General features: G+C 67.0%; 21 protein-coding genes. 15 read left to right on the top strand and 6 right to left on the bottom strand.

The annotated features are described in order from the left end of the window. Positions 1-232: 232 nt before the first annotated feature. Complete coding sequence (locus ACGF7Y_RS19790; RefSeq protein WP_393235756.1) at positions 233-1,534, bottom strand: lipase family protein; 1,302 nt, start codon at positions 1,532-1,534, stop codon at positions 233-235. A gap of 191 nt (positions 1,535-1,725) precedes the next feature. Here ACGF7Y_RS19790 and ACGF7Y_RS19795 point away from each other — a divergent pair, with 191 nt between their 5' ends. The 3 genes from ACGF7Y_RS19795 (at position 1,726) to ACGF7Y_RS19805 (ending at position 3,445) form a co-directional block, all read left to right on the top strand. Then, entirely contained in the window at positions 1,726-2,265 is a 540-nt protein-coding gene (locus ACGF7Y_RS19795; RefSeq protein ID WP_357117468.1) for a helix-turn-helix domain-containing protein, read from the top strand. Positions 2,266-2,381: 116 nt separating this feature from the next. Next, positions 2,382-3,038, top strand: a complete 657-nt coding sequence (locus ACGF7Y_RS19800) for an SRPBCC family protein (RefSeq protein ID WP_393235758.1) — start codon at positions 2,382-2,384, stop codon at positions 3,036-3,038. Next, positions 3,038-3,445 (top strand): ArsR/SmtB family transcription factor, encoded by a 408-nt coding sequence (locus ACGF7Y_RS19805; protein WP_393235760.1) that lies wholly within the window; start codon positions 3,038-3,040, stop codon positions 3,443-3,445. Before ACGF7Y_RS19800 ends, ACGF7Y_RS19805 begins: the two co-directional genes overlap by 1 nt. 33 nt (positions 3,446-3,478) lie before the next feature. Here ACGF7Y_RS19805 and ACGF7Y_RS19810 read toward each other — a convergent pair whose 3' ends face one another. Further along, positions 3,479-4,738 (bottom strand): KasA/KasB family beta-ketoacyl-ACP synthase, encoded by a 1,260-nt coding sequence (locus tag ACGF7Y_RS19810; protein ID WP_062973381.1) that lies wholly within the window; start codon positions 4,736-4,738, stop codon positions 3,479-3,481. 106 nt (positions 4,739-4,844) lie between these two features. Between ACGF7Y_RS19810 and ACGF7Y_RS19815 the strand changes: the two genes are divergently transcribed. Continuing rightward, the gene (locus ACGF7Y_RS19815) at positions 4,845-5,813 is read left to right on the top strand and encodes a GlxA family transcriptional regulator (protein ID WP_393235762.1); all 969 of its coding nucleotides are present in this window, start codon (positions 4,845-4,847) and stop codon (positions 5,811-5,813) included. On the opposite strand, the gene ACGF7Y_RS19820 is transcribed toward ACGF7Y_RS19815, so the two are convergent. Both ACGF7Y_RS19820 and ACGF7Y_RS19825 read right to left on the bottom strand, forming a co-directional pair. Further along, complete coding sequence (locus ACGF7Y_RS19820; RefSeq protein ID WP_393235764.1) at positions 5,810-6,526, bottom strand: HAD family hydrolase; 717 nt, start codon at positions 6,524-6,526, stop codon at positions 5,810-5,812. The two genes, ACGF7Y_RS19815 and ACGF7Y_RS19820, sit on opposite strands and share 4 nt — an antisense overlap. Then, entirely contained in the window at positions 6,523-7,818 is a 1,296-nt protein-coding gene (locus tag ACGF7Y_RS19825; RefSeq protein WP_393235766.1) for a cation:proton antiporter, read from the bottom strand. Before ACGF7Y_RS19825 ends, ACGF7Y_RS19820 begins: the two co-directional genes overlap by 4 nt. A gap of 279 nt (positions 7,819-8,097) precedes the next feature. Between ACGF7Y_RS19825 and ACGF7Y_RS19830 the strand changes: the two genes are divergently transcribed. The 10 genes from ACGF7Y_RS19830 (at position 8,098) to ACGF7Y_RS19875 (ending at position 18,975) form a co-directional block, all read left to right on the top strand. After that, positions 8,098-8,904, top strand: coding sequence for an SDR family oxidoreductase (locus tag ACGF7Y_RS19830; RefSeq protein WP_393235767.1), 807 nt, complete (start codon positions 8,098-8,100; stop codon positions 8,902-8,904). A gap of 10 nt (positions 8,905-8,914) precedes the next feature. Further along, positions 8,915-10,093: an acyl-CoA dehydrogenase family protein gene (locus ACGF7Y_RS19835; protein WP_393235769.1), complete on the top strand. Its 1,179-nt coding sequence runs from the start codon at positions 8,915-8,917 to the stop codon at positions 10,091-10,093. A 5-nt stretch (positions 10,094-10,098) separates the two neighbouring features. After that, complete coding sequence (locus ACGF7Y_RS19840; RefSeq protein ID WP_393235771.1) at positions 10,099-11,244, top strand: acyltransferase family protein; 1,146 nt, start codon at positions 10,099-10,101, stop codon at positions 11,242-11,244. Between the two features lie 499 nt (positions 11,245-11,743). Then, entirely contained in the window at positions 11,744-12,679 is a 936-nt protein-coding gene (locus tag ACGF7Y_RS19845) for an L-tyrosine/L-tryptophan isonitrile synthase family protein (protein WP_393235773.1), read from the top strand. Further along, positions 12,676-13,479 carry a TauD/TfdA dioxygenase family protein gene (locus tag ACGF7Y_RS19850; RefSeq protein ID WP_393235775.1) on the top strand — a complete coding sequence of 268 codons (804 nt, stop codon included), beginning with the start codon at positions 12,676-12,678 and terminating at the stop codon, positions 13,477-13,479. Before ACGF7Y_RS19845 ends, ACGF7Y_RS19850 begins: the two co-directional genes overlap by 4 nt. A 27-nt stretch (positions 13,480-13,506) precedes the next feature. Beyond that, positions 13,507-15,303, top strand: a complete 1,797-nt coding sequence (locus ACGF7Y_RS19855) for an NAD(P)/FAD-dependent oxidoreductase (protein WP_393235777.1) — start codon at positions 13,507-13,509, stop codon at positions 15,301-15,303. A gap of 9 nt (positions 15,304-15,312) precedes the next feature. Continuing rightward, positions 15,313-16,254 carry a GlxA family transcriptional regulator gene (locus ACGF7Y_RS19860; protein WP_393235778.1) on the top strand — a complete coding sequence of 314 codons (942 nt, stop codon included), beginning with the start codon at positions 15,313-15,315 and terminating at the stop codon, positions 16,252-16,254. Between the two features lie 185 nt (positions 16,255-16,439). Beyond that, positions 16,440-18,119 carry a S8 family serine peptidase gene (locus ACGF7Y_RS19865; RefSeq protein WP_393235780.1) on the top strand — a complete coding sequence of 560 codons (1,680 nt, stop codon included), beginning with the start codon at positions 16,440-16,442 and terminating at the stop codon, positions 18,117-18,119. A gap of 4 nt (positions 18,120-18,123) precedes the next feature. Beyond that, positions 18,124-18,534 (top strand): NYN domain-containing protein, encoded by a 411-nt coding sequence (locus ACGF7Y_RS19870; protein WP_393235782.1) that lies wholly within the window; start codon positions 18,124-18,126, stop codon positions 18,532-18,534. Positions 18,535-18,624: 90 nt separating this feature from the next. Continuing rightward, positions 18,625-18,975: a hypothetical protein gene (locus ACGF7Y_RS19875; protein WP_393235784.1), complete on the top strand. Its 351-nt coding sequence runs from the start codon at positions 18,625-18,627 to the stop codon at positions 18,973-18,975. Between the two features lie 69 nt (positions 18,976-19,044). Here the strand turns inward: ACGF7Y_RS19875 and ACGF7Y_RS19880 are convergent, their stop codons facing one another. Then, entirely contained in the window at positions 19,045-20,691 is a 1,647-nt protein-coding gene (locus tag ACGF7Y_RS19880) for an MDR family MFS transporter (protein WP_393235786.1), read from the bottom strand. Next, positions 20,684-21,181 carry a MarR family winged helix-turn-helix transcriptional regulator gene (locus tag ACGF7Y_RS19885; RefSeq protein WP_393235788.1) on the bottom strand — a complete coding sequence of 166 codons (498 nt, stop codon included), beginning with the start codon at positions 21,179-21,181 and terminating at the stop codon, positions 20,684-20,686. Before ACGF7Y_RS19885 ends, ACGF7Y_RS19880 begins: the two co-directional genes overlap by 8 nt. A 291-nt stretch (positions 21,182-21,472) precedes the next feature. On the opposite strand from ACGF7Y_RS19885, the gene ACGF7Y_RS19890 reads away from it, so the two are divergent. Then, on the top strand, positions 21,473-23,140 hold the full coding sequence (locus ACGF7Y_RS19890) for a fatty acyl-AMP ligase (RefSeq protein WP_393235790.1): 1,668 nt from the start codon (positions 21,473-21,475) through the stop codon (positions 23,138-23,140). Position 23,141 lies beyond the last annotated feature (1 nt).

Raw genomic sequence — 23,141 nt, forward strand, 5'->3', positions numbered from 1 at the left:
GGGGGGGGGGGGCCGGGGGGCCGGGGGGGGGGGGCCCCCCCCCCCCCCCCCGGGGCGGCGGCGGGGGGGGGGGGGGGGGGGGGGGGGGGGGGGTGGGGGGGGCCCCCCCCCCCCGCCCCCCACCACCGTGCATGGAGATCATGGCACTACGAGCCGAATCGCTACGCGAGGCGCCGTGCCGAGTCCCCGATTGAGATACCGACGGTATCCGAGCGGATCGCGCTTTCGCAAATCAGGGCAGCGCCCCGCAGTTGGTCGGCGCGGGCTGGTTCGCGAGCCGCTCGGTCATCCACTGCTGGGAGGCCACCAGTGACGGGAAGAACGCCAGCACGTGGGTGGCCCGCAATCCGCTGATGACGCTGGGCAGCTCGCCGTTCGCGTTCAGCTGGACAGGAGCGCCGCCGCCGCACCACCCGGCCGCCAGTTCGCGGACGGGCACGTACGGCGCGCCTTCGTCGATCGGGCTGGAGGCGATGAGCACGGGCACTCCCGGAGTGAGCGTCCCGACGCGCTGATCGTTGAACGCCGCCTTCAGGATCGGGGACTGATCGATCACCGCGGTGAGCGGTTGCCCGCTGGTGGTCCACTGCGAGGTGTTCGGGAACTGCTGGGCCAATCCGAGCGGTACGGCGCACTTTTCCAGCGACTCGCGCAGGATCGCCTTGCCGGTGTCGTTGAGTTCGGCGTCGAGCACCGGGCGGGTTTCGGGATAGTTGGCGGCGATGCCGTTGAGAATCCACGCGAAGGCGGGTCCGAGGGCGGGACGGCCGTCGTTGAAGCCGATGAAATATTCGTCGTCCACGACCGGGCCGCCGGCGTAGGCGCCCCGCACGTTCAACTCGGGGGCGTAGCTCGGCTGCAGTTCGGCCGCGGCGGCGGAGGCCATGCCGCCCTGGGAGTATCCGTACAGAATGACGGGCGAGCCGGGATGCAGGCTGGTACCCGGCAATTGCAGCGCCGCTCGCGCCGAGTCGATCAGCGCGTAGGCCTGAGATTTCCGGTTCAGATAGTCGTGCACCGCCGGCGTACCCAGGCCGTGGTAATCGGTCACCATGACCGCCATGCCGCGGGCCAGCAGCGTGTACAACGCCAGCACGTCGTATTCGACGATTACGTCGAACGGAGGCTGGTATTGGATGAATTGCGCCAGCAGTTTCGAAGGCGCGCACTGATCGCCTTGTCCCTTCGTGCCGACCGCGTAGGCGATCAGCGGGCGCTCGCCCGGGCCCGTCCACGGCTGGGCGGGTTCGAGGTACGTCCCCACCACGGCCGCGCGGTCGCCGTGGGTATCGCTGCTGGTGTACATGATGCGCGTGGACGTGGCGGGGACCTGTCCCGGCTGTCCGGGGACCGAAAGCGCCAGTCGCGACGATTCGGTGCGGATGATGGAGCCCGGCGCGCCCTCCGCCGACGCGGGTGGAATGTAGAAATCGTCGCCGGCCACGGCTTCAGCGGCCGGTTCCGTCCATGCATGGGGGGCGGCGACCGCCCCGGCTCCGACGACGATGAGGGTTCCCGTCAAAGCTGTGGCCAATCTGAGTATTCGGCTCCTCACGATGCGATCCTTCCTGCGATTTGGGATACCCATGGCATCTAGAATCGGATACTGAGAGTATCTGTAAGGGGTCGAGATTGTCCGGGAATAGCGATGAGTGTCGGCGGCTTCGGGGAGAACGGCGTTCGCGGCCGACTCGAGCGCAGAGCCAAGCGCGGACGCGCACTGTATTGATCACCACCGCCAAACGGCTTTTCCTGGAGGACGGCTATCAGGCGACAACTCTGGACAAGGTCGCGAAAGCCGCGGGTTTCACCAAAGGGGCGGTGTATTCGAACTTCCGCACCAAAGACGACTTGTGTCTGGCCGTGCTCGATGAAATCCACGCCGAGCGGGCGGCGGAGGTCGCCGAGATCATCGCCGCGCCCACGGCTGCCGCGCGCCTGAAGCGGATGACGGAGTGGGCCGAGCGGGTGGTCGGCGACCCCGACTGGACGCAACTCGAACTCGAGTTCAGCGTTCACGCGCGACGCGACGAGCACCTCCGTGCCGAATTGGCGAGCAGGCTCGCCGACATCGCGGGAATGGTCGGCGCGGCGTTGCGGGCGACGGAGGATCTCGACACCCCGATGCCGAGGGCCGAAGCCGCTGTCGCGGTGCTGGCGCTCGGCGTGGGGCTGGGTTTGTTCCGCTCGATCGATCCCGGCATCCCCGTCGCGGGGATGATCTCCGCATTGCGTGCCATCGCGGGATTGTCCCCGAACGGCTGATATGACGGCGGCCGGCCGCGTCCCGTCCAGGCGGGGAGTGGGTGGAAACGCTGGAGTGGTGTTGCGGCCACCCCGAAGGCGCTAATATAAGTCAAAACTTATTCAAGGAGGTTTCCATGCCACTGTTGACCGATCCCGCAGCCATCGCCGGCCTCGTCACCCGCGAGGTCCGCACCGGATCCCGCGACGGCGCGCCGACGCGGATCGCCGTAGCCCGCCGTCGCTACCCGACGGATCAGGCGGATCTGTGGGACGCGCTCACCGATATCGAGCGGATTCCGCGCTGGTTCCTGCCCGTCAGTGGTGACCTGCGCGTCGGCGGGCGCTACCAGCTGGAGGGCAACGCCAACGGTGTCGTCGAGGAGTGTGATGCGCCGGAACGTTTCGCCGTGACCTGGGAGATGGGACCGCAGGTCTCCTGGCTGACGGTCCGTCTGGCCCCCGCCGAGGACGGCACCGAGCTGGAGTTGGCGCACGAGGCGCCGGTCGCTCCGGAGTTCTGGACGCAATTCGGACCGGGTGCGGTGGGCGTGGGCTGGGATCTCGCCCTGATGGGCCTCGGGCTGCACTTGGCGAGCGGAGATCCGGTCGACCCTGCCGAAGGGATGGCCTTCCCGACGACGCCCGAGGGCATGACGTTTGTACGGACGGCGGCGCTCGACTGGGCGGAGGCGGCGGTCGGCGACGGTGACGACCCGGCCGCCGCGAACGCGGCGGCGCTGCGGACCGTCGACTTCTACACCATCGACCCCGAACACGGCTCCGAGGCCTGATGGACCGTTCTCCCGCGAAGATCTTCGAGGCGCTCGGCGACCCGGTCCGCCGGTTCATCCTCGAAACGGTGGCGACCGATGAACAGCCTGCGGGCGCGCTGGTCGCCGCCGTGCGGCAGCACACGCCGATCTCTCAGCCCGGCGTCTCCCAGCACCTCAAGGTGCTTCGCGACGCCGGGCTGGTGCGGGTCCGCGCCGAAGGCACGCGACGGCTGTACGCCCTCGACTCGGAGGGTATCGATGCCGCCAGGGCATGGCTCACCGGACTGGTCGACCCCCTGCACCAGTTCGCTCAACCGCTGGACGCCCTCGCGACGGAGATCGCCCGCGGGAAACGCGCTCGCCGCAGTGCCGGGACCGGTCGGCCCGGCGAAGAGGATTCCGGTAGTCGCGCCCGCCATGCGTGACCCGCACGGGTGGCGGGCCACGCATGGCTGCGGTCAGCAGCGTCCGAAGACGACGGCCGCGTTGTGGCCGCCGAAACCGTAGGAGTTGTTCAGCGCGTATTCGATGTTCTGGGTGCGCGCGCTGCCGTGCACGATGTCGAGATCGATCTCGGGGTCCTGATTGTCGAGGTTCAGCGTGGGCGGCACCACCCCGTCCCGGACGCTGAGCACGGTCAGGGCGGCTTCCACCGCGCCTACCGCGCCTACCGAGTGTCCCAACGCGGATTTCGGCGCGTAGACCGAGGCGTGGTCGCCTACCGCCGCTCGGATCCCCCTCGCTTCCGCCAGGTCCCCGAACGGAGTGGCAGTGGCGTGCGCGTTGACGTGGTCGATATCGGTGGCGCTCACGCCGGCCGTTTCGATCGCGCGGCGCATCGCTCGAATGTTCCCCGCGCCGTCCGGGTGGGGCAACACCATGTGGTAGCCGTCGGCGGTCAGGCCCGCGCCCATCAGGCGAGCCAGGGGCTTCGCCCCGCGCGCCCGCGCGTGGTCCTCCGACTCCAGCACGAACAGCGCGGCGGCTTCGCCGAACACGAAACCGTCGCGATCCCGGTCGAACGGGCGCGACGCGGCTTCGGGTTCGTCGATCCGTGTGCTCAATGCCCGCATCATCGAGAATCCGGCCACCGCCAGCGGATTGATACGGCCCTCCACGCCGCCCGCGACGACGATGTCGGCCTCGCCGAGGATGATCGAACGCCACGCGTGCACCAGCGCCTCGCATCCCGAAGCGCAAGCCGAGACGGGCGTGATCACGCTGGCTCGCGCGCCGAGTTCCAACCCGACCACCGCGGCGGCGCCGTTCGGCATGGCCATGGGCACCGCGAAGGGAGACACCTTGCGGTAGCCCGCCTCGCGCATCAGGTCGTTGGACTCGATGATCGTGTCGGCGCCGCCGAGACCGGTGCCGATGCAGACGCCGAGACGATCCAGATCGACTTCCGGCCTGCCCGCGGTGTCCCAGATCCGATTGCCCATGACATAGGCGATCTGCTGGACGTAGGACATGCGGCGCTTCTGGACGCGACTGAGTTCGTCGGTCGGATCCAGTTTGAACTGGCCGCCGATGTCGACGGGAACCTGGAAGCGCTCGAAGTCGGGGTCTTGCACCTTCGCGATCCCGGTTTCCCCGGCGAGCAGTCCTTTCCACGTCGCATCGGTGTCGGCGCCGACAGCGGTCGACATCTCGATAGCAGTCACGACCACACTCCGGAACCCTCCGTTGGTGGTGGAGAAGTCCGTGATATCGGACATCAAACCCCTTCTTTCGGCTTGTCGGCTCGGACGCTCAAGCGAGGCTATGTGCGCGCCGGAAGGCTGGGGTAGTAGCCCGAGTGCCGATCACCGCTACGATCGGGCCATGGAAGCGGATGGGGGAGCGCGTCGGGTCACCGTCGTCATTCCTGACGAAGTGGTTGTTCTGGATGCCGCGATTCCGATCGACGTATTCGGCTCCGACCCCAACTACCGGCTCGAGGTGTGCGCGGTCTCGCCGATGGCGACGACCTCGGTGCCGGGGTTGTCCTGCGTGGCGACGGCAGGGCTGGAGGCTCTGCGTCACGCGGGCACGGTGGTGGTGCCCGGTTACGCGTCGTACGGGGAGCCGCCGCCGGAACCGGTGCTGCGAGCGCTGCGCGACGCCCACGGGCGAGGCGCGCGAATGCTGTCGATCTGTACCGGTGCTTTCGCTCTGGCCGCCGCGGGACTGCTGGACGGCCGTCCCGCTACGACGCATTGGCGGGCCGCACCGCTGTTGCAGAGCCGGTATCCGAACGTCGAGGTTCATGCCGATCGCCTGTTCGTGGACGACGGTGACGTGCTGACCTCCGCGGGTGTGACCAGCGGGATCGACCTCTGCCTGCACGTGGTGCGCAAAGACATCGGCGCCGCGGCCGCCAACGAACGCGCCCGCGACCTGGTGGCGCCACCGGTGCGCGAGGGCGGTCAAGCCCAGTACACCCGGCAGTTCCTGGAGCAGACCTCCACCGGCCTGCTCTCCGATACACGGGCGTGGATTCTCGCCAACCTCGACCACCGGCATTCGCTGGAAGATCTCGCCAAGCGATCGAATCTCTCGCGTCGCAGCTTCATCCGGCGATTCCGGGAGGAGACCGGTACCTCCACGCACGTCTGGATCACCAGCGCGCGCCTGAACCAGGCGCGGGAACTGCTCGAGACGACCGAACTCCCCGTCGACCAGATCGGCTATCGCGTCGGCCTCGGAAATCCGGCCAACACCCGCGCGGTGTTCAAGCGTCACCTCGGTGTCAGTCCGGCGCAGTACCGGCGCACGTTCACGATCGGAAACCGGCGGGGGCCGGGGACCTAGCCGGGCAGCCGCTGCGCGGGATAGCCGTGCAGTCGCGGATCGGAGTCGCCGACGACGACGGGATGGCCGACCAGCTCGAACATCGCGGTGTCGGAGTGGTGATCGCCGAACGCCGTGCAGGCCGACAGGTCGACGTCCGCCCGCTCGGCGTAGCGCAGCAGGGCCGCGGACTTGTCGGCCCCGACCATCGTCGCCAGGACCTCGCCGGTGTACTTACCGGCGGCCGTCTCCATCGTCGTACACAGCACCGAGGTAGCGCCGACGGCTTCGGCGATCGGGCGCAGCGCCGGGGTGAACGAGCCCGATACCAGGATGATGCGAGTCCCGGTGCGAGACAGTTCCTCCAGCCTGCGCCGTACCGCGAGATTGAAAAACGCCGGGTCCGCGACGCGGCTCGCGAACCAGTCGTCGCCGACGAGTCGCACGTCCGCGAGGTCGCGGCCGGCCCATAGCCGGTAGAACCACCGATGAGATTCGGCGCGGCTCATCCCCGCCGCCCGCAGCGCCCGGAACTCCTCGACCACGCCATCGGCCTGCGCGCCGCGCCCACGGCGCCGCGCGTCGAACACGAACAAGGACAGGAAAGTGACGCAACGGACCAATGTTTCGTCGACATCCACGAAAGCCGCTGGGACAGCGCATTCCTCGCCACCACCTGGCCTCGCCGGCCGATCCGTGTGGGTGCGGCCCGTGGTTTCTCCGCGTTGCCTCATGGGGCCGTGGCCTCTGCCTCGACGGCGGAATCGCTGTGCCGCTGTTGTTTCGTCGTCCCCGGCGGCCGGTCACCGCGAGGGGTGGTGATACCGCAGAGCTTCAGCAACGGCGCTGTCATCGCGGTGGTGATCAATGCCATCATGACCAGCAACGAGTACAGCCGCTCGTCGATGACGCCGATCGTCAGCCCGATGTTGAGGATCACCAGTTCCGTCAGGCCTCGGGTGTTCATCAGCGCCGCGAGGGCCGCTGCTTCCGCCCTGTCGCTGCGGCCGAGCCGGGCGGCCAGGTAGGTGCCGCCGAGTTTGCCCACGAGGGCGGCGAACATGATCGCGGCGAATTCGGCGATGCCGGCGCGATCGATGGCACCGAGATCGACTTGCAGGCCGGCCACTACGAAGAAGGCGGGCAGGAAGATGCTGCTCAGCAGTTGCGCGCCGCTGTCGACGGCCGCGCGCAGCCGCCGGGGGAACACGACCCCGAACAGGAATGCGCCGAAGATCAGATGCAGTCCGAGCCATTCGGTGGCGGCTCCCAGCAACAGTGCGCCTGCGACGCCGAGGAAGACCATGTTGCTCGTGTTCTTCTCGGAACCGACGCCCGCGAGCCGGTCGAGAGCCGGACGCACCGCCCACCACAACACCACGACCAGCGGGACGAACAGCAGCAGCCGCCAGTGGTGATCGAGGCCGGGCCGGGCGATGCCGATGACCACCGCCAGGACACACCAGGCGAGCACGTCGTCCAGCGCGGCGCAGGTCATGGCCGACTGGCCCAGGCGGGTGCCGAGCAGCTTGCGGTCGTGCAGGATCCGGGCCAGCACCGGAAAGGCCGTGACTGCCAAAGCGCAACCGATGAACAGCGCGAAGTTCAGCCGGTTGCCGCCGTCGTGCCGGGCCAGTGCCCACAGCGCGATGACGGAACCGAGCGCGAAGGGTACGAGGTAGGCCGAGAGCGCGATCCCCGCGACCGACCGCCGCCGTCCGGCGACCGATCGCAGATCCATCTCGAGACCCGCCGAGAACATGAAGATCATCACGCCGACGTTCGCGAATGCCGTGAGATACGAACGAGTGTCGTGCGGAAAGACCGTCTCGGACAAGTGTGCCCCGAGAACTGTCGGCCCCGCGAGTATGCCCGCCACGATCTCGCCGATCACCGCGGGCTGCCCCACCTTCTCGGCCAGCCAGCCCAGCAGGCGTGCCGCGCCCACGATCAATACGAGGTCCAGTAACAAGAAGATCATTTGGTCGCTCGGCAACGGCTCGACTCCGTTCGACATTGAGGACATCGCGGGACCGGATCCGATGTTCGCACGGGACATCGCCGTCACGCATCGACCGCAGCGCGGAACCCCCGAAACATGGACTGCCTGCACTGAGACGATATCTCATCCGCCCGGCGGCCGAGCGTGCAGAGTGATCTACGCCACATCCGCCATGGCGCCGGGACGACTGGCGCAAAGTTGTGCATCTCTGTCGCGAATGGTACTGGCTGGTCGCTCTTTTCGTTCGGAATACTTCGAGCCATGGCTTGCGCCGGTCGAGGGCGCAGCCGAGGGGAGTCGACGTTGTTCGAAGATAAGACGGTACTCGTGACCGGTGCGGCAACCATCATCGGCGCTGAAGTCGCTCGGGTCTTCGCCGAGTATTCCGCGAATGTCGTACTGGGTGACATCGATACGGACGGGGGGAAGGGGGCGGCCGCCGAGATCGGCGACCGAGCTGTCTTCGTACCCGTCGACCTGCGCAGCGATTCGTCGATCGAGTCGTTCGTCGCGGAAGCGGTCGACCGGCACGGACGGATCGACGCGCTGGTCAACATCGCCTGCGTCTACGGTGACGACGGACCGGGCGGGGATGCGCGGGCAGCGTGGCTCGAGGTGCTGAACACGAATGTGGTCGGTACGGCGATGTTGTGTGAAACGGCGCGACCCGCGTTGCGGGACACCTCGGGGTCCATCGTGAATTTCACCTCTCCCAGTGGACGTGTCGCTCAAGCCGGGCGACTTCGATACCCCGTCAGCAAGGCCGGGTTGTTGCAGCTGACCCGCAGTCTCGCCCTGGAGTACGCGGGCGACGGAATCCGGGTGAACAGCGTCTCGCCGGGCTGGACCTGGTCGCGGGTGATGGACGAGATCACCGAGGGGGACCGGGCCCGCACCGACGCGGTCGCATCCCGGTTCCACATGCTGGGCAGGGCGGGTGACGCGCGCGAAATCGGCGAGGTGGCCGCGTTTCTCGCATCGTCCAAGGCGAGCTTCGTCACCGGCGCCGAGTGGACCGTGGACGGCGGCTACTCGGCGCTGGGGCCCGAGCAGACCACTTCGGCGATCGAGCTCCTCCTGCGCGAGTCGCAGGCAAATTCTCTGGCTTAGGACTCAGGACATGACTGCAGCAACAATTTCGGCCACCTCCCTGCTGTCGGCGGTACGTTCGCTGGCGCCCGACCTGGCGGCACGTCGCAGTGAGATCGATGCCGAGCGCAGGCTTCCGATGGACATCGTCGAGCGGCTTCGTGAGATCGGCGTCTACCGAATGGGTTTCAGCGCGGAGATCGGCGGCCCGGGTCTGACCTCGCTCGAGCAGTTCGAGGTCGTCGAGGCGCTGTCCTACGGGGACACGGCCACCGGCTGGTGTGCCATGATCGGCGCGGCGACCGGCATCTACGCAGGCTATCTCGACGAGCGCGCCATCGCGGAGCTGATGCCGTCGCAGGATCTGATCACGGCGGGACTGATCTTCCCGGCCGGCCGCGCCGAGCGGGTGGCCGATGGCTACCGATTGACGGGCCGGTGGAAGTTCGGCAGCGCGATCACGCACGCGGACCTGGTCATGGGCGGCGCTTTCGTGACCTCGGGCGGCCGGATGGAGGAGACCGCGGAAGGCGGGCCGCTGGTGCGGCTGTTCTACATGCGCCGCGATCAGGTCGCGGTCTTCGACACCTGGGACACCACGGGTCTGCGCGGCAGCGGGAGCAATGATTACGCGGTCGAGGATCTCTTCGTGCCCGAGCATCATTCCTTCGCGTTCGGCGAAAGGAAGAGCTGTCGCGGAAAGCTGTCCGAGCCGGAGGCTCTGGCCCGGATCATGCCGGGTGTACCCCTGGGAACGGCTCGTGCGGCCCTGGACTACGTCCGTGGCATCGCGGACGGGAAGACGGTGACCGCCACCGGTCAGAAGTGGGCCGACAACTACCGTGCCCAGTACCTGCTCGGTGAGTGCGAGATGGAGTACATCGTCGCCCGCGGCGCGGTCGTCAACACGCTGACGGAACTGTGGGACGCGCTGGAGGGCAAGCGTTTCGCGGAGCTGCCCGCCGACCTCAGGATCGCGAGCGCGTTGGCCAGGACCAACGCGTTCCGCGCAGCGCAGCGCATCGTCACCCGTCTGTGCGAACTCGTCGGCACCGAATCGATCTACCGGCCGAATCCGCTCGACATCTGGTTGCGTGACACGAACACGATGGCACGGCACATCATCGCGCACGACCAGGTGATCCAGTCCACGGGCGCCTTCGTGCTCGGCGGCAGACCGGAATTCCCCTTCGTCGTCGGACTGGGCTGATCGCGATGGATCTCGACAAGCGCAAACGGCTGCCGTCGTTGACCGGACTGCGGTTCTTCGCGGCATTCTCGGTCTTCGTCTTCCATGTGATGCTGCCCAACTCGCCGATACCTCCGTACAAGCCGGTGAACCTCTTCTCCGATCCGGATATCGCGTACGACGCGGCGTGGGTGGTCGGCAAAGCCGGATTCCTCGGGGTGTCGTTCTTCTTCATCCTGAGCGGCTTCGTGCTGACCTGGTCGTGGAAACCCGGAGCGAGCAAGCTTCAGTTCATCCGGCGGCGAGTGGTCAAGATTTTCCCCAACCACCTGACGCTCTGGGTGGCGTCGATGGTGTTGTTCGCGGCGGCTATAACACCGTGGAAGGCGTGGCTGCCGAACCTTTTTCTGCTGCACGCCTGGTTTCCGCAGAATTATATCAATGCGGGCGTCAACACACCGTCGTGGACATTGTCCTGTGAGCTCCTCTTCTACGTACTCTTTCCATTTCTGATTCCGGCGGTCCTGCGCATCGACGCGAAATATCTGTGGTACGGAGCCGCATCCATGGTGGCCGGCATGGGCGTGATCGTCCTGCTGACCGCGTTCGTCATCCCGAGTTCCGAGAAATCGGAACTCACGCCCATACCGGTGCTGCAACTGTGGTTCGGATATCTCTTTCCGCCGACGCGTCTCTTCGAATTCTTCCTCGGCGTGTTCATCGCCCGGATAGTGGCGGAGGGGCGCTGGCCGCGCATTCCACTCTGGACGGCGGTGGCGGCGGTCGGCGCGGGATATGTGGTGGCGATGTACACGCCGTTCTACGTCGGTTTCGTCCTGGCAACCGCGGTTCCGCTCGCGCTGCTGATCGGTGCTGCGGCCCAGTCCGACATCGAGGGCGCGTCGAAGTTCCTGTCGAGCAGGCTCGCGATCCGGCTCGGCGAGATCTCGTTCGCCTTCTACATCTGTCAAGGCGTGACGGTGTTCTACGTCCGTCGATTGATGAACGCCGCTACGTTCAGTGCACCGGTCGCGGTGCTGCTGATCGTCCTGTTGTTCTGCCTGAATCTCTTCGCCGCATGGTTGTTGTTCACTTTCGTGGAATCTCCGGCGATGCGCCGCTTTGCTCGGCCGAAACGATCGACGGTGGTCGGAGAAAGGGTGGCCGGCTAGGCGATCCGCTGCACGACCGACAAATTCCGAAATGCCTGTTCGGAGGCTCGTGGCGTTGCCACGGGCCTCCGGATTATTTTTTGTCGCGGTGTGTCGGAATGTGGTTGCCCGGCAGTCTGTTCGGAGGTATCCTGGGAGTGTTATAAACCACAGAATCGGTTGTGAACGTGGGGGGTGTTCGATCGAATGGACTACGTGATTCAGATCTGGCTGTGAGCATCGGGGCTCGCCGATACCGGATATCGTATGGAATCCGACGCCTGAATCCGTGTCCTACTACGACGTTCTGATCGCAGCAACCATCGCACGGCTCGATCCGCGCTGATAGCGGAATTTTTGCCGTGCGGTCCGGTTGCGTGCGCTCGTTTGGTGTGCCCGGAAGGTAGTGATGAGTACGACTGTCGACAATGGCTCCGAGCGTGTGCAGGAGCTCGGACAACCACAGCTGAAACCGAAGCCCGCCGATGATGTCGGATCGGTTGCCACTCAGATACTTCGCATGGTCTTCGCACGCCGGCGCAGTGCCGAACCGAAGTCGCTGTGCGACTCGGCCCCGTGCGCGGACTGCTTCGCACCGCACCTGAGCAAGGTGAGCCGGTACATCGAAGCAGGTGTGCCGGTGCATTTCATCATCCCCGCGTTCCCGGCGAAGTCGCGCAACCGCCGCAAGACGCTGGGGCGTCTGCCCGATATGGCGGAGACCCTGGCGATCGAGTCCCTGCAAGGATTCTGCGACCAGATCTCGGCCGTCTACCGGCCGGGCGCCATCGTCACGATCTGTTCCGACGGGCATGTCTTCAGTGACGCGTTGGGCATCCCGGACCCGCACGTCGACCATTACGGTGACGAGCTGCGCCGCATCATCCGGTCGACCGGCGGCGGTTCCATCGGGCTGTACGGGCTGCGCGACGCCATGCCGGAGATGAGCTGGGACGAACGCAGGCTGCGCCTGCTGAAGGAGTACTCCGACGGCATCGACGTGCTGCGCGAGGCGGTCCGGACCGAGGCGGCGGCCCGGCGGATGTTCAACGGAATCCACCGGTTCATGGTCGAGGACAATGCCGTGCTGTTGCCCGGGCTGTCGGCCACCCAGCGGCGGAACCGATCGAAGGAGACGGCTTACGAAGTGGTGCAGCGCAGTCAGGCGTGGAGCCGTCTGATGGTGGAGATCTTCCCGGACGCGGTGCGGCTGTCGATCCATCCGCAGACGAATCACTCCGAGAAGATCGGATTCCATCTCTTGCGGACCCAGGACAGCTGGCTGACTCCGTGGCATGGCGTGGTGCTCGACGACGGAACGAATTACACGCTGGTCAAGCGGATGCATGCCGAGGAACTCGGCGCTCGCTTGGTGTGGCGCAACAGTCGCCCCAGTCATTTCGTCCTCGGGCGGACAGCAGAGACCGAATCAAGGCAAGACCTAGGAAACTCATGACGAAAAGCTTGAACGAGGTACTGCTCGAAGGTGAGCCGCTGCGGCCGTTCGGCCGTCTGGTGGCCTCCGATGTACCGGGGCGGACGCTCGCCGACGTGCCGATCGAGGAACTGCTCGCACTGACGCTCGGCGCGAAAGTGTCGGTACTGCGCGGATTCGGCCTCCTCGGCAAGGCGGAACTCGAAAACTATTGCCGCGCGGCCGGAGAGATCCTGCAATGGAACTTCGGCTCGATCCTCGATCTGGTGGTTCGTGACACCGCCGAGAACTACCTCTTCGACAAAGGCGATGTCCCGTTCCACTGGGATGGCGCGTTCGCCGAGCACGTACCGCGGTTCTTCCTGTTCCAATGCGTGCAGGGCGAGGGCACGGGCGGCGAGACCGTGTTCTGTGACAGCGTCCAGGTCTATCGGGACGCGCCGGAAGACCTGAAAGAGCTGTGGGCCCGCACCACGATCACCTACCGGACCGACAAACTCGCGCACTACGGCGGCCTGGCCGAATGGCCACTGCTGGGCACTCATCCGGCCACCGGCGAGACGACGATCAGATATGCCGAACCCTTGGACCCCGCGCGTTACGCCAATCCGCTGTTCTTGACGGTCGACGGCATATCGGCCGAGGACGGCGTCCGAGTGATGGAGGACCTGCGCGAGCGGCTGCACGACGCGCGCTACTGCTACGCCCACGAGTGGCGGACCGGCGACATCGTCGTGGCCGAGAACCACGCTCTGCTGCACGGCCGGAATGCGTTCACCGAATCGGTTTCCCGGCACCTCCAGCGCATTCAGATCATCTGAGCAATGGGCCATCAGAGAGGAATATCAATGGCTGCACCGATCTCTCGACCAGCAACCGAGTACGACGTCGTCATCATGGGCGGTGGTCCCGCGGGATCCACGCTCGCCGCGATGCTCTGCCGCGAAACCGATCTGCGCGTGGCGATCTTCGATCGCGAGGTGTTCCCGCGTGAGCACATCGGTGAATCGGGTGCGCATCCCCTCGTCCCCGTCCTGCAAGCGAGCGGGGCGCTGGAGAAGGTGCTCGCGAGCGAGTGCTGGATCCAGAAGTACGGCGGCATCTACCAGTGGGACACCGACCGGCCGTTCGTCGGCTTCTTCGAGCACGCGGACTACCTGGCCGACGGCGTGTACCGCTGGTCCGTTCACGTCAATCGCGCGGAATTCGACACCGTGCTGCTCGAGCACGCCGAGTCCTGCGGCGCCCACGTCTTCCAGGGCGTGCGGGTGGCGAGCTTCCTCCTCGACGGGGGTGCGGCCACGGTGGTCCTGGAAGACGGAACCGAGGTCAAGGCAGGCTATTTCGTCGATGCGTCCGGGCGGGCGAATCAGGTGGCCGCCCGCGGGTCGCAGCGCGACAAGCAATGGCTCTCGGACTACCGCAACGTGGCCGTCTGGTCGCACTACCGCAACTGCGTGCCCGCACAACGCGCGGCCGGTGACTGGAACGTTTTCCGGGACGAGAACTTGTCGCCGATCTACGCGGTGGCCTTCGAGCACGGATGGGTGTGGTACATCCCGACGCCTCGGCTGGTCGACGGCACTCGGGAAACCGTGTGGTCGATCGGCATCGTGACCAATCCGGAGTCGATCGCTCGCGTGGATCTGCGAGATCCGGACATCTTCCTGAAGACGATCAAGTCGATCCCGGTGCTGCAGGACCTGGTGGCGAACGCGGAACCGATTCGTCGGGAAATGCTGACCGCGACCAACTATTCGCGGGTCAGCGATTGTTTCGGTTCGTACGCGGATCGCTGGATGGCGGTCGGGGACGCGTCGTACTTCGTCGATCCGCTGTTCTCCTCCGGGATGTCCTTCGCCGTCACGCAAGCGTGGGCGGCCGCATTGGTGCTGCGCAAGACCTTCGACAAGGACTTGGACGAGCAATCGAAGGAAGACCTCTGGCGTGACTACGACGTCGAGTGGCGCGGGATGGCGGAGACATGGGCGCTGAGCATCGACCAGTGGTATCACGAGATCTCGCGCTCGCATCCGGACAGCCCGTACTGGAGCGCGGAAGGCCGGCGGGTGGAGGTCGACAACGCCACCGAGGGCACCTTCCAGGCGCTGCTCAACACCGCCTTGGTGCCCGACCTGCTGAACATCATGACGAAGGGCACCCGCGACCCGCGTGACCTGGCCACCGAGGGGCCCTATCTGCGGGCCTACACCGCCGCCGACGCGGTCGAGCTGGCACCGGAGGACATCGTGACGCTGTCCCCGGACGCACGCATCCGCACCGGTGTGGCGGCCGACATCCCAGGCTTCAAAGGGATGTCGCCGCCGTTCGAGATTCCGCAGGCAGCTCGCGAAGGACTGGCCGCGTACTGGCGAGACCCCATCGCCAACAGCGAGGCGGCGCCGTCGCCGCTCGCCGATACCGTGGACTGCCATCGGATCTACTCCGCGTCCGATCCGGGCAACGAGGTGCGATGCCTGGATCGAGACGGGGGCAAGGAGCTGTGGGAAACGCTGAACCGCGGTCCGGCACGGTGGTCGGAGCTGGCGCCACGGTTGACGGTGCTGCAGGGACGCGCCTTGAAGCGCTTGCTCCGCGCCGGGTTGGTGGTGGCCGGGCCGGAAGCGCTACAGCAGGCCGACTAGGTCGAAGGCATGAGATCATTGGCTGTTCTGGCCGTCGACGACGTGATTCCGTTCGATCTCTCGGTGCCGCTGGAAATCTTCGGGCGGGCCCAGCAGGAGGACGGAACTCCGGCGTACGAGGTCCATGTATGCGGGGTGAACTCCGACGTCCCGTCGAAGTTCTTCGAAATCTCGTGTCTCGGTGACATCGAATATCTCGAGGAGGAGGCTGGAACCATCATCGTTCCGGGAGCGATGAGTTACCGGTCTCGGCCGTCGGAGCGGTTGCGAAAGGCATTGGTGCGGGCGCACGAGCGGGGTGCGCGGGTGGCATCGATCTGTCTCGGCGCGTTCACCCTCGCCTCGGTCGGGTTGCTCGACGGAAGGCGGGCGACGACGCACTGGATGGCTGCCACCGAATTGTCGAGGAGCTACCCGCGGGTGCGCGTGGATCCCACGGTGCTGTATGTCGACAACGGGAGCATCCTGACTTCGGCGGGGGCAGCGGCAGGGCTGGATCTGTGCCTCCACATGGTCCGGATGGATTACGGGACCGCCGTGGCGGCGGATACCGCCCGGCTCTCGGTGATGCCACTGACCCGCGACGGGGGACAGGCGCAGTTCATCGCGGAACGTCCGCGCTCGGAGGCGGGCAGCATGTCGCTCAATCCCACCTTGGAGTGGGCGGAAGCGATGCTCGGTGAGAAGATCACCGTGCTGGATCTCGCGGAGCGAGCCGGCGTCAGCAAGCGCACGCTGATCCGGCGCTTCCACGAGCAGGTCCGGATGACGCCGAACGAGTGGCTCCAGACCGTCCGGGTGCGCAAGGCCCAGGTGCTGCTCGAGACGACCATCCTCACGATGGAGTGCATCACCGACCAAACGGGATTCGCCTCGGTGGCCGCGTTCCGGAAGGTCTTCCGCAAGACCGTGGGGATCACGCCGCAGGCGTACCGGCGGGCCTTCCGCTGATCAATCCGCGCGGGCCGCTCTCTCGCCGTGGATTCGCGAATCCACGGCGAGACCCCTGGTCGCCGGTCATCCCGTCGAGGTGGCTCGCAATCCTGCTCGCACAGTTGCCGGTCGGCGGCTCGTATTTCGTCGTTGCCGGAATGTAGTTCATAGTTGGTGCTCGGGTCCCCACGGCTAAGGAGATCATGGTGCCAACCGCCAATTTCGGTACGAAGGACGATCCTGGTTTCGAGCTGGAGCAGAGTCCCGATCTGATCGTGGTGCGCACGCACAGCGGTCGTGGGATCCGGCGGCAATCGGGGTCGGTGCGCACACCGCTGAGCGGTGAACTCGATGACGCGACACTGGTGCAGGCCTACCCGGAGGCAGGAGTCGAGGTCTATCGCCTGCCCCCGGGGTCGAGATCGGTGGAGGAACGCACGCCGGCGCTGGAGGCCGCGCCGGAGGTGCGGTTCGCCGGACATGTGCTGGTGGACCCGGTGACCGGGGAGCCGGTGCTCTATACCGAGAACATCTTCGTGAAGTTCGTCGACCACGTCGACCGCGAACATTGCCTCGCCGTCCTGGCCGCGGCGAATCTTACTGTGAAGCAGGTGGTTTCGTACGCCACCAACGCCTACTTCACGGCGGCGCCCGAGGGCACCGGCCAGCGGGTCTTCGACATCGCCACCGCCCTGCTGAATCGCGACGACGTCGAGTACTGCCATCCGGAGCTGATCCGGCACCGGGCCAGGAAGACGATCTTCCCGCAGCAGTGGCATCTGAAGAAGACCACCATCGGCGGTGTCACGATCGACGCGCACGCGGCGGTGGAAGCCGCGCATGCCCTCACCCGCGGGGCGGGGGTGACGATCGCCGTGATCGACGACGGTGTCGACATCGACCATCCCGAGTTCGCCGGTGCCGCGAAGATCGTCGCGCCACGGGATGTCACGGCGAAGACCGATGATCCGCGCCCGAAAGACTCCTTCGGCACCGGCCCCGACAACGGTGACAACCATGGCACCGCGTGCGCGGGCGTGGCGTGCGCCAACGGCACGGCCGGAGCCTCCGGAGTGGCGCCGGAGGCCGCGCTGATGCCGATCCGGCTCGCCTCAGGCCTCGGATCGCAGGCGGAGGCCGACGCGTTCGGGTGGGCCGCCGACCACGGCGCCGACGTCATCTCGTGCAGCTGGGGCCCGGCCGACGGCAGGTGGTTCCAGCCGAACGATCCGGCGCACAACCGGGTGGTGGCGCTGCCCGCGAGTACCAGGCTGGCGATCGAATACGCCGTCACCAGTGGACGCGGCGGCAAGGGCTGTGTAGTGCTGTTCGCGGCGGGCAACGGCAACGAATCCGTCGACAACGACGGCTACGCCGGTTTCGCGAAGGTGATCGCGGTCGCGGCATGCAACGACACCGGCAAACGCAGTGTCTACAGCGATTTCGGCAAAGCGGTGTGGTGCGCGTTCCCCAGCAGCGACTTCGGGCACCGACCCTTCGGGCATCCCGACGCCCTCACGCCCGGGATCTGGACGGTGGATCGGCACGGGGCGAACGGCTACAACCCCGGCACGGTGGCGGCCGGCGACGCGGCGGGTGACTACACCAACGACTTCGGCGGAACCTCCAGCGCGTGCCCGGGCGCCGCGGGAATAGTGGCCTTGATGCTGTCGGTGAATCCGGACCTGACTTCGGACGAGGTGAAGAACCTGCTGAAAGACGCCTGCGACAAGATCGATCCGCAGGGCGGCGGGTACGGGGCGGACGGGCACAGCGACAAGTACGGATACGGCAGGCTGAACGCGCTCGCCGCCGTGCGGGCGGCTCGGCCCGCCGAGACCGAGTCCGCCGCCGGTGCGGTGGTCACCGTCGCGGGAGACTGAGGCGGTGGCGGCCGGCGATGCTCAGCTGATCGTGGTGGACGCCGCGAACGTCGTCGGTGCACGGCCCGACGGGTGGTGGCGCGATCGGGCCGGCGCAGCCCGGCGATTGCTCGAGCGGATGACCGGAGCGTGGGCGCAGCCGACCGAGCCCGCCGAGGTGATCGTGGTGCTCGAGGGAGCGGCGAAGGCCGCGGTCGACGCGGCGGCGGATCCGGAATTCGGCGGCGTGCGCGTGGTGCGTGCGGAGGATTCGGGCGACGACGCGATCGTCGGCGTGGTCGCGGCGGCTCGGGCGGAAGATAGCAGCCGTTCGATCACGGTGGTGACGGCCGACCGCGGACTGCGTGCCCGCGTGGCGGCCGCGGGTGCGGCGACGGTGGGGCCGAACTGGCTGCTGGACCGCCTGGGGCCGTGATGCGGTCGGCGCCGGTAAGTCGGTCTCGCATTGATACACCTCCGGCGTTTCACCCATCCGTCCAGTCCGTTTTGCGGCACTCTGAGCGGTATGACCGCCTACGACGTCGTGGGGATGCCGTTGCTCTACCTGGTCGAGATCTCCGAGCCAGGTTACTTCAATCGGCCGTGGTGGAAGATCGCGAGCACCGGCGCGCCGGGGCAGGTTCGTGCCGCGCTCAGCGAACTGGCCGTCCGGGTCGAGCGCGACATCCAGCGCGCCGGAGGCGGGGGCCGGTGCTGGTACCGCTACGACGTGCGGTGGCCCGACGGCGCCGTGCTCGAGTGTTTCCAGGGGGCGATCCGATCGGTGTTGATTCCCGGCGAGTTGCGCTGCCTGGCCGTGGCCCTGACCTCGGCGACAACCGTGGATCTGCGCTCCGCCGAGCGTCCGCCGTACTGATCACGCCGTCGCACCCGACAGACGAGCAGAGCCCCGATGGCTTCGGGGCTCTGCGGGTGAATCGGTGGCTCAGTCGAGCAGAGCCGGTTGTCTGGCGCCGTCCTGCTTCGCGGCACCGTCGGACTCGGACCGGGTCGCCGGGTGCGCGCCGGCTTGCATCGGGTCGAGTGCGGGATCGATGTCGATCGTGCGGCGCAGCGGGCGGTTGGGCAGCAGCGCCGCCGCGATGAGCGCGACGACCGTGGCGCCCGCGGCGATGAGGAAGATCCGCCCGGTCGCGTCGCCGTAGGCGGCGCGCACGATGGTCGCGATGGGCGCGGGCAGGGCGCCGAGATCCAGATTGCTGCCGCCGGAGGACTTGGTCTGGATGCCGAGCCGGGCGAAGCCCTCCGCGGACAGCTCGCCGACCCGGGTGGCCAGGACCGAACCGAGCACCGAGACCCCGATGGCGCCACCGAAGGTGCGGAAGAAGGCGACACTGCTCGACGCTGCGCCGATGTTGTGCACGCTCACCGTGTTCTGCACGGCCAGGACCAGGTTCTGCATCATCATGCCGACGCCGAACCCCACGACGGTGATGTACCCGCCGACCAGCCACAGGCTCGTCGCGTGGTCGATCGTCGACAGCAGCGCGAATCCGACAACCAGCAGTGCGGCGCCCGCGACCACGAAACCCTTCCACTTGCCGCGCCGGGTGATCAACTGGCCGGAGCCGACGGAGGCGATCAGCATGCCCGCGACGAGCGGGATGGTCAGCACGCCGGCCGCGGTGGGGGAGTAGCCGCGTGCGGTCTGGAAGTACTGGCCCAGGAAGGTGGTCGCGCCGAACATGCCGACGCCGACGGCGATGGAGGCGATGATCGCCAGGCCCGTGGTGCGTTCGGTGACGATCGGCAGCGGGATGATCGGCGACTTGGCGCGGGACTCGACCCACACGGTCGCGAGCAGCAGCAGCACGCCGGAAGCGACATAGATCGCCGATTCCCGCGAGACCCAGTCGTAGTACCCGGCCTTTCCGGCGAACGACACCCAGATGAGCAGCACCGAGACACCGCCGGTCAGCAATGCGGCGCCGAGCCAGTCGATCGACACCCCCTCTTTGCGGTCGGTGGGCAGTCGCAGGGTCCGCTGCAAGAGCGCCAGCGCGATCACGGCCAGCGGCACGCACACGAAGAAGCACCAACGCCAGCCCAGCGGGCTGTCGACGATGACACCGCCGAGGACGGGGCCGCCGGACATCGAGACCGCCATCACGGCGCCCATGTACCCGGAGTAGCGCCCGCGTTCGCGCGGCGCGACGATGGAGCCGATGATCGCGACGACGAGCGCGGTCAGTCCGCCCATGCCGATGCCCTGGACGACGCGCGCGACCAGCAGCACGGGAACGTTGCCGGCGAATCCGGCGATCACGGAGCCGACGACGAAGATGACGATGGCCGATTGGACCAGCGCCTTCTTGTTGAACAGGTCGGCGAACTTGCCCCAGATCGGCGTGGAGGCCGCGTTCGCCAGCAGTGCCGAGGTGATGACCCAGGCATAGGCGGTCTGCGATCCCTGTAGGTCGCCGATGATGGTGGGCAGCGCGGTGGCGACGATCGTGGTGCTGAGCAGGGCGGTGAACAGCGCCGCGAGCAGCCCGGTCATCGCTTCCAGCACTTCGCGGTGGGTCATCGCGTACGGGTCGCGTCGCGTCACCGACTCGACTGAACTAGACATCTACTTCCTGACTCTCTTTCGAAACCGGCTGATGCGCGTGCACCGCACTGCTTTGTGCGTGCGCGGTCAGTGCGTTGCGGAGCTTTTGCACGGCGACGCACGCGCCCTCGGCGTCGTCTTCGCTCCAGTCCGCGAGGACGTTCTGCAAGCCCCGCGCCCGCGAAGCGCGGACGCGGTACAACAGATCCCGGCCCTCGTCCGTCACCCGGATGAGGGTGGCCCGCCCATCGGTGGGATCCGCGTGCCTGCTGATGTAGCCCGCGCCGACGAGTTCGGTGACGTGCCTGCTCAGTGCGCTCGGGCTGATGCACAAATCCACGGCGAGGTCCACCTGCCTGCACGGACCTTTGGATTCGAGGGTGCCGAGCACCCCGATGCCGCCCGGAAGCAAGTGCCCCTCCTCCGGATGCGCGAGCACGGTACGGATCGCCCGGCCCATCAGATAGAGCTCTTTGATCAGGCTCTGAGCCGTATCGGGTGAGACTGCCATGTCCGCTCCAGACGAGATAAGTTGCTTGCGCTATGCAACTATATAGTAGTTGCTTGCGCTAAGCAAATAGTGTCCACGGACTCCTCCTCCGTGCCGGGCCGGCGACTCGCGGAGGGGCTGACGGATTCGCAGCTATCGGATTGCGGAACAGCGGGCGACCACCGACCCCAGGGTGGGTACGGGCCGACCCCGGGGTTTGCTGGACGGTCCCTAAGGTCTCTGTTCCTGCGGTTACGGACGCCGGAGAGTAGTAGCCGACGCCGATACCGAACCCTATCGAGGAACTACGAGATGCAGCCCACTTTCGTTCACCACGTAAGGCAGCAAATTTTCGAATACGGGGAGACCCGGTCCTACACCTACCTGCGTGAGGCCGGACGAGGGCTCAGCGAGGAAGTCGTCACCTACCGCGAACTCGACCGCGACGCCCGGGCTGTCGCGGCCTGGCTGGCGGCGCGTCCGGAATCGACCGAGCCGGTCGTGCTGCTCTATCAGGACGGGCTGGCGTTCCTGCGGGTGTTCCTCGGTTGCCTGTACGCCGGGGTCGTGGCCGTTCCGGCGCCTGTGCCGCACGATGCGGGCAGCGCCCGGCGTGTGGCGAATGTGATCGCGGATTCCGGCGCCCGACTGGTGCTCACCACAGCGCATTTTCAGCCGCTGGTCGCGGCGGCCACGCACGCGGCCGTGGTCACCACCGACGGTCACCTCGGTGACCCCGACGCGTGGCAGATGCCCGACATCGACTCGGGGACGATCGCGTTCCTGCAGTACACGTCGGGATCGACCGGCACCCCGAAAGGGGTCGTCGTGACGCACGGCAATCTCCTGCACAACGAGGCCGCCATCGCCGAGGGCGGGATGAATGATGCCGGTACCGGCGTCGGTTGGATTCCGCACTTCCACGACATGGGCCTGATCGGAATGCTGCTCGGGGCGGTATACGCCGGTGCGAACCTGGTGCTCATGGCACCGACGACGTTTCTCAAGCGTCCGGTGCGCTGGCTGCAGGCCATCGACAAGTACCGCGCGACATTCACCGGCGCGCCGAATTTCGCCTACGATCTCATCGCGCGCCGGGTGACCGACGAGCAGTTGGCCGACCTCGATCTCAGCACCCTCGAGATCGCGCTGAGCGGCGCGGAGCCGGTCCGCGAGCAGACCATGACGGCGGTGCTGGAACGTTTCGCACTCGCGGGTTGGCGGCCGACGACGTTTCGGCCCGCCTACGGCCTGGCCGAGGTGACACTGCTCGCCAGTGCGGCATCGACGCCCTCGGTACCCGTCTATCTCGACGTGGGACGCGATGCTCGGCTCGTCGGCTGCGGACCGGCGGCCGGTGGTCTCGACATTCGCATCGTCTGCCCGCACACGCTGCAACAACTGGGAGACAACACCGTCGGTGAGATCTGGATTCGCGGCGAAAGCGTCGCCGCCGGCTATTGGAATCGTCCCGAAGAGACCCGCGAAACCTTCGGTGCACACCTCGGCGCCGTGGGGCCGTTCCTGCGTACCGGTGATCTCGGCCTGCTTCGGGACAACGAGCTGTTCGTCGCGGGCCGCCTCAAGGATCTGTTGATCATCAACGGCCGCAACGTCTATCCCCAGGACGTCGAGGAGCTGGTGCGCCGGCTGCATCCGGCGTTCGCCGACAGTGCCGGCGTAGCCGTGTCCGTCGACGCGGGCGGCCGGGAACGACTCGTGGTGCTGCAAGGCGTCAAGACGGCGTTGCAAGGCGACGCCACGCTCGCCGAACTCACCTCGGCGATCAAGGTCGCGGTGTCCCGCGGGTTCGACGTGCCCGCGCCGAACGTCGTTCTCATTCCACCCAGGTCGGTGCACCGCACCACCAGCGGCAAGGTCCAACGCAGCTCGATGCGGGAGGCGTTTGTCCAGGATCGCGTCGTGGGTGTCCTGCACGAGGATCTCGAACCGGCGCTGCGCCGGTCCGTGACCGCCTGAT

Origin of the sequence: Nocardia sp. NPDC047654, assembly GCF_043205035.1 — a bacterium.
In the GTDB taxonomy this organism is placed as follows: domain Bacteria; phylum Actinomycetota; class Actinomycetes; order Mycobacteriales; family Mycobacteriaceae; genus Nocardia.

What these genes read in the sequence shown, in the direction of transcription:
- ACGF7Y_RS19800 (WP_393235758.1), top strand. Translation starts at nt 2,382, where the DNA reads ATGCCACTGTTGACCGATCCCGCAGCCATCGCCGGCCTCGTCACCCGC.
- ACGF7Y_RS19805 (WP_393235760.1), top strand. Translation starts at nt 3,038, where the DNA reads ATGGACCGTTCTCCCGCGAAGATCTTCGAGGCGCTCGGCGACCCGGTC.
- ACGF7Y_RS19810 (WP_062973381.1), bottom strand. Translation starts at nt 4,738, where the DNA reads ATGTCCGATATCACGGACTTCTCCACCACCAACGGAGGGTTCCGGAGT.
- ACGF7Y_RS19815 (WP_393235762.1), top strand. Translation starts at nt 4,845, where the DNA reads ATGGAAGCGGATGGGGGAGCGCGTCGGGTCACCGTCGTCATTCCTGAC.
- ACGF7Y_RS19820 (WP_393235764.1), bottom strand. Translation starts at nt 6,526, where the DNA reads ATGAGGCAACGCGGAGAAACCACGGGCCGCACCCACACGGATCGGCCG.
- ACGF7Y_RS19825 (WP_393235766.1), bottom strand. Translation starts at nt 7,818, where the DNA reads ATGTCCTCAATGTCGAACGGAGTCGAGCCGTTGCCGAGCGACCAAATG.
- ACGF7Y_RS19835 (WP_393235769.1), top strand. Translation starts at nt 8,915, where the DNA reads ATGACTGCAGCAACAATTTCGGCCACCTCCCTGCTGTCGGCGGTACGT.
- ACGF7Y_RS19840 (WP_393235771.1), top strand. Translation starts at nt 10,099, where the DNA reads ATGGATCTCGACAAGCGCAAACGGCTGCCGTCGTTGACCGGACTGCGG.
- ACGF7Y_RS19845 (WP_393235773.1), top strand. Translation starts at nt 11,744, where the DNA reads ATGGTCTTCGCACGCCGGCGCAGTGCCGAACCGAAGTCGCTGTGCGAC.
- ACGF7Y_RS19850 (WP_393235775.1), top strand. Translation starts at nt 12,676, where the DNA reads ATGACGAAAAGCTTGAACGAGGTACTGCTCGAAGGTGAGCCGCTGCGG.
- ACGF7Y_RS19855 (WP_393235777.1), top strand. Translation starts at nt 13,507, where the DNA reads ATGGCTGCACCGATCTCTCGACCAGCAACCGAGTACGACGTCGTCATC.
- ACGF7Y_RS19860 (WP_393235778.1), top strand. Translation starts at nt 15,313, where the DNA reads ATGAGATCATTGGCTGTTCTGGCCGTCGACGACGTGATTCCGTTCGAT.
- ACGF7Y_RS19865 (WP_393235780.1), top strand. Translation starts at nt 16,440, where the DNA reads ATGGTGCCAACCGCCAATTTCGGTACGAAGGACGATCCTGGTTTCGAG.
- ACGF7Y_RS19875 (WP_393235784.1), top strand. Translation starts at nt 18,625, where the DNA reads ATGACCGCCTACGACGTCGTGGGGATGCCGTTGCTCTACCTGGTCGAG.
- ACGF7Y_RS19880 (WP_393235786.1), bottom strand. Translation starts at nt 20,691, where the DNA reads ATGTCTAGTTCAGTCGAGTCGGTGACGCGACGCGACCCGTACGCGATG.
- ACGF7Y_RS19885 (WP_393235788.1), bottom strand. Translation starts at nt 21,181, where the DNA reads ATGGCAGTCTCACCCGATACGGCTCAGAGCCTGATCAAAGAGCTCTAT.
- ACGF7Y_RS19890 (WP_393235790.1), top strand. Translation starts at nt 21,473, where the DNA reads ATGCAGCCCACTTTCGTTCACCACGTAAGGCAGCAAATTTTCGAATAC.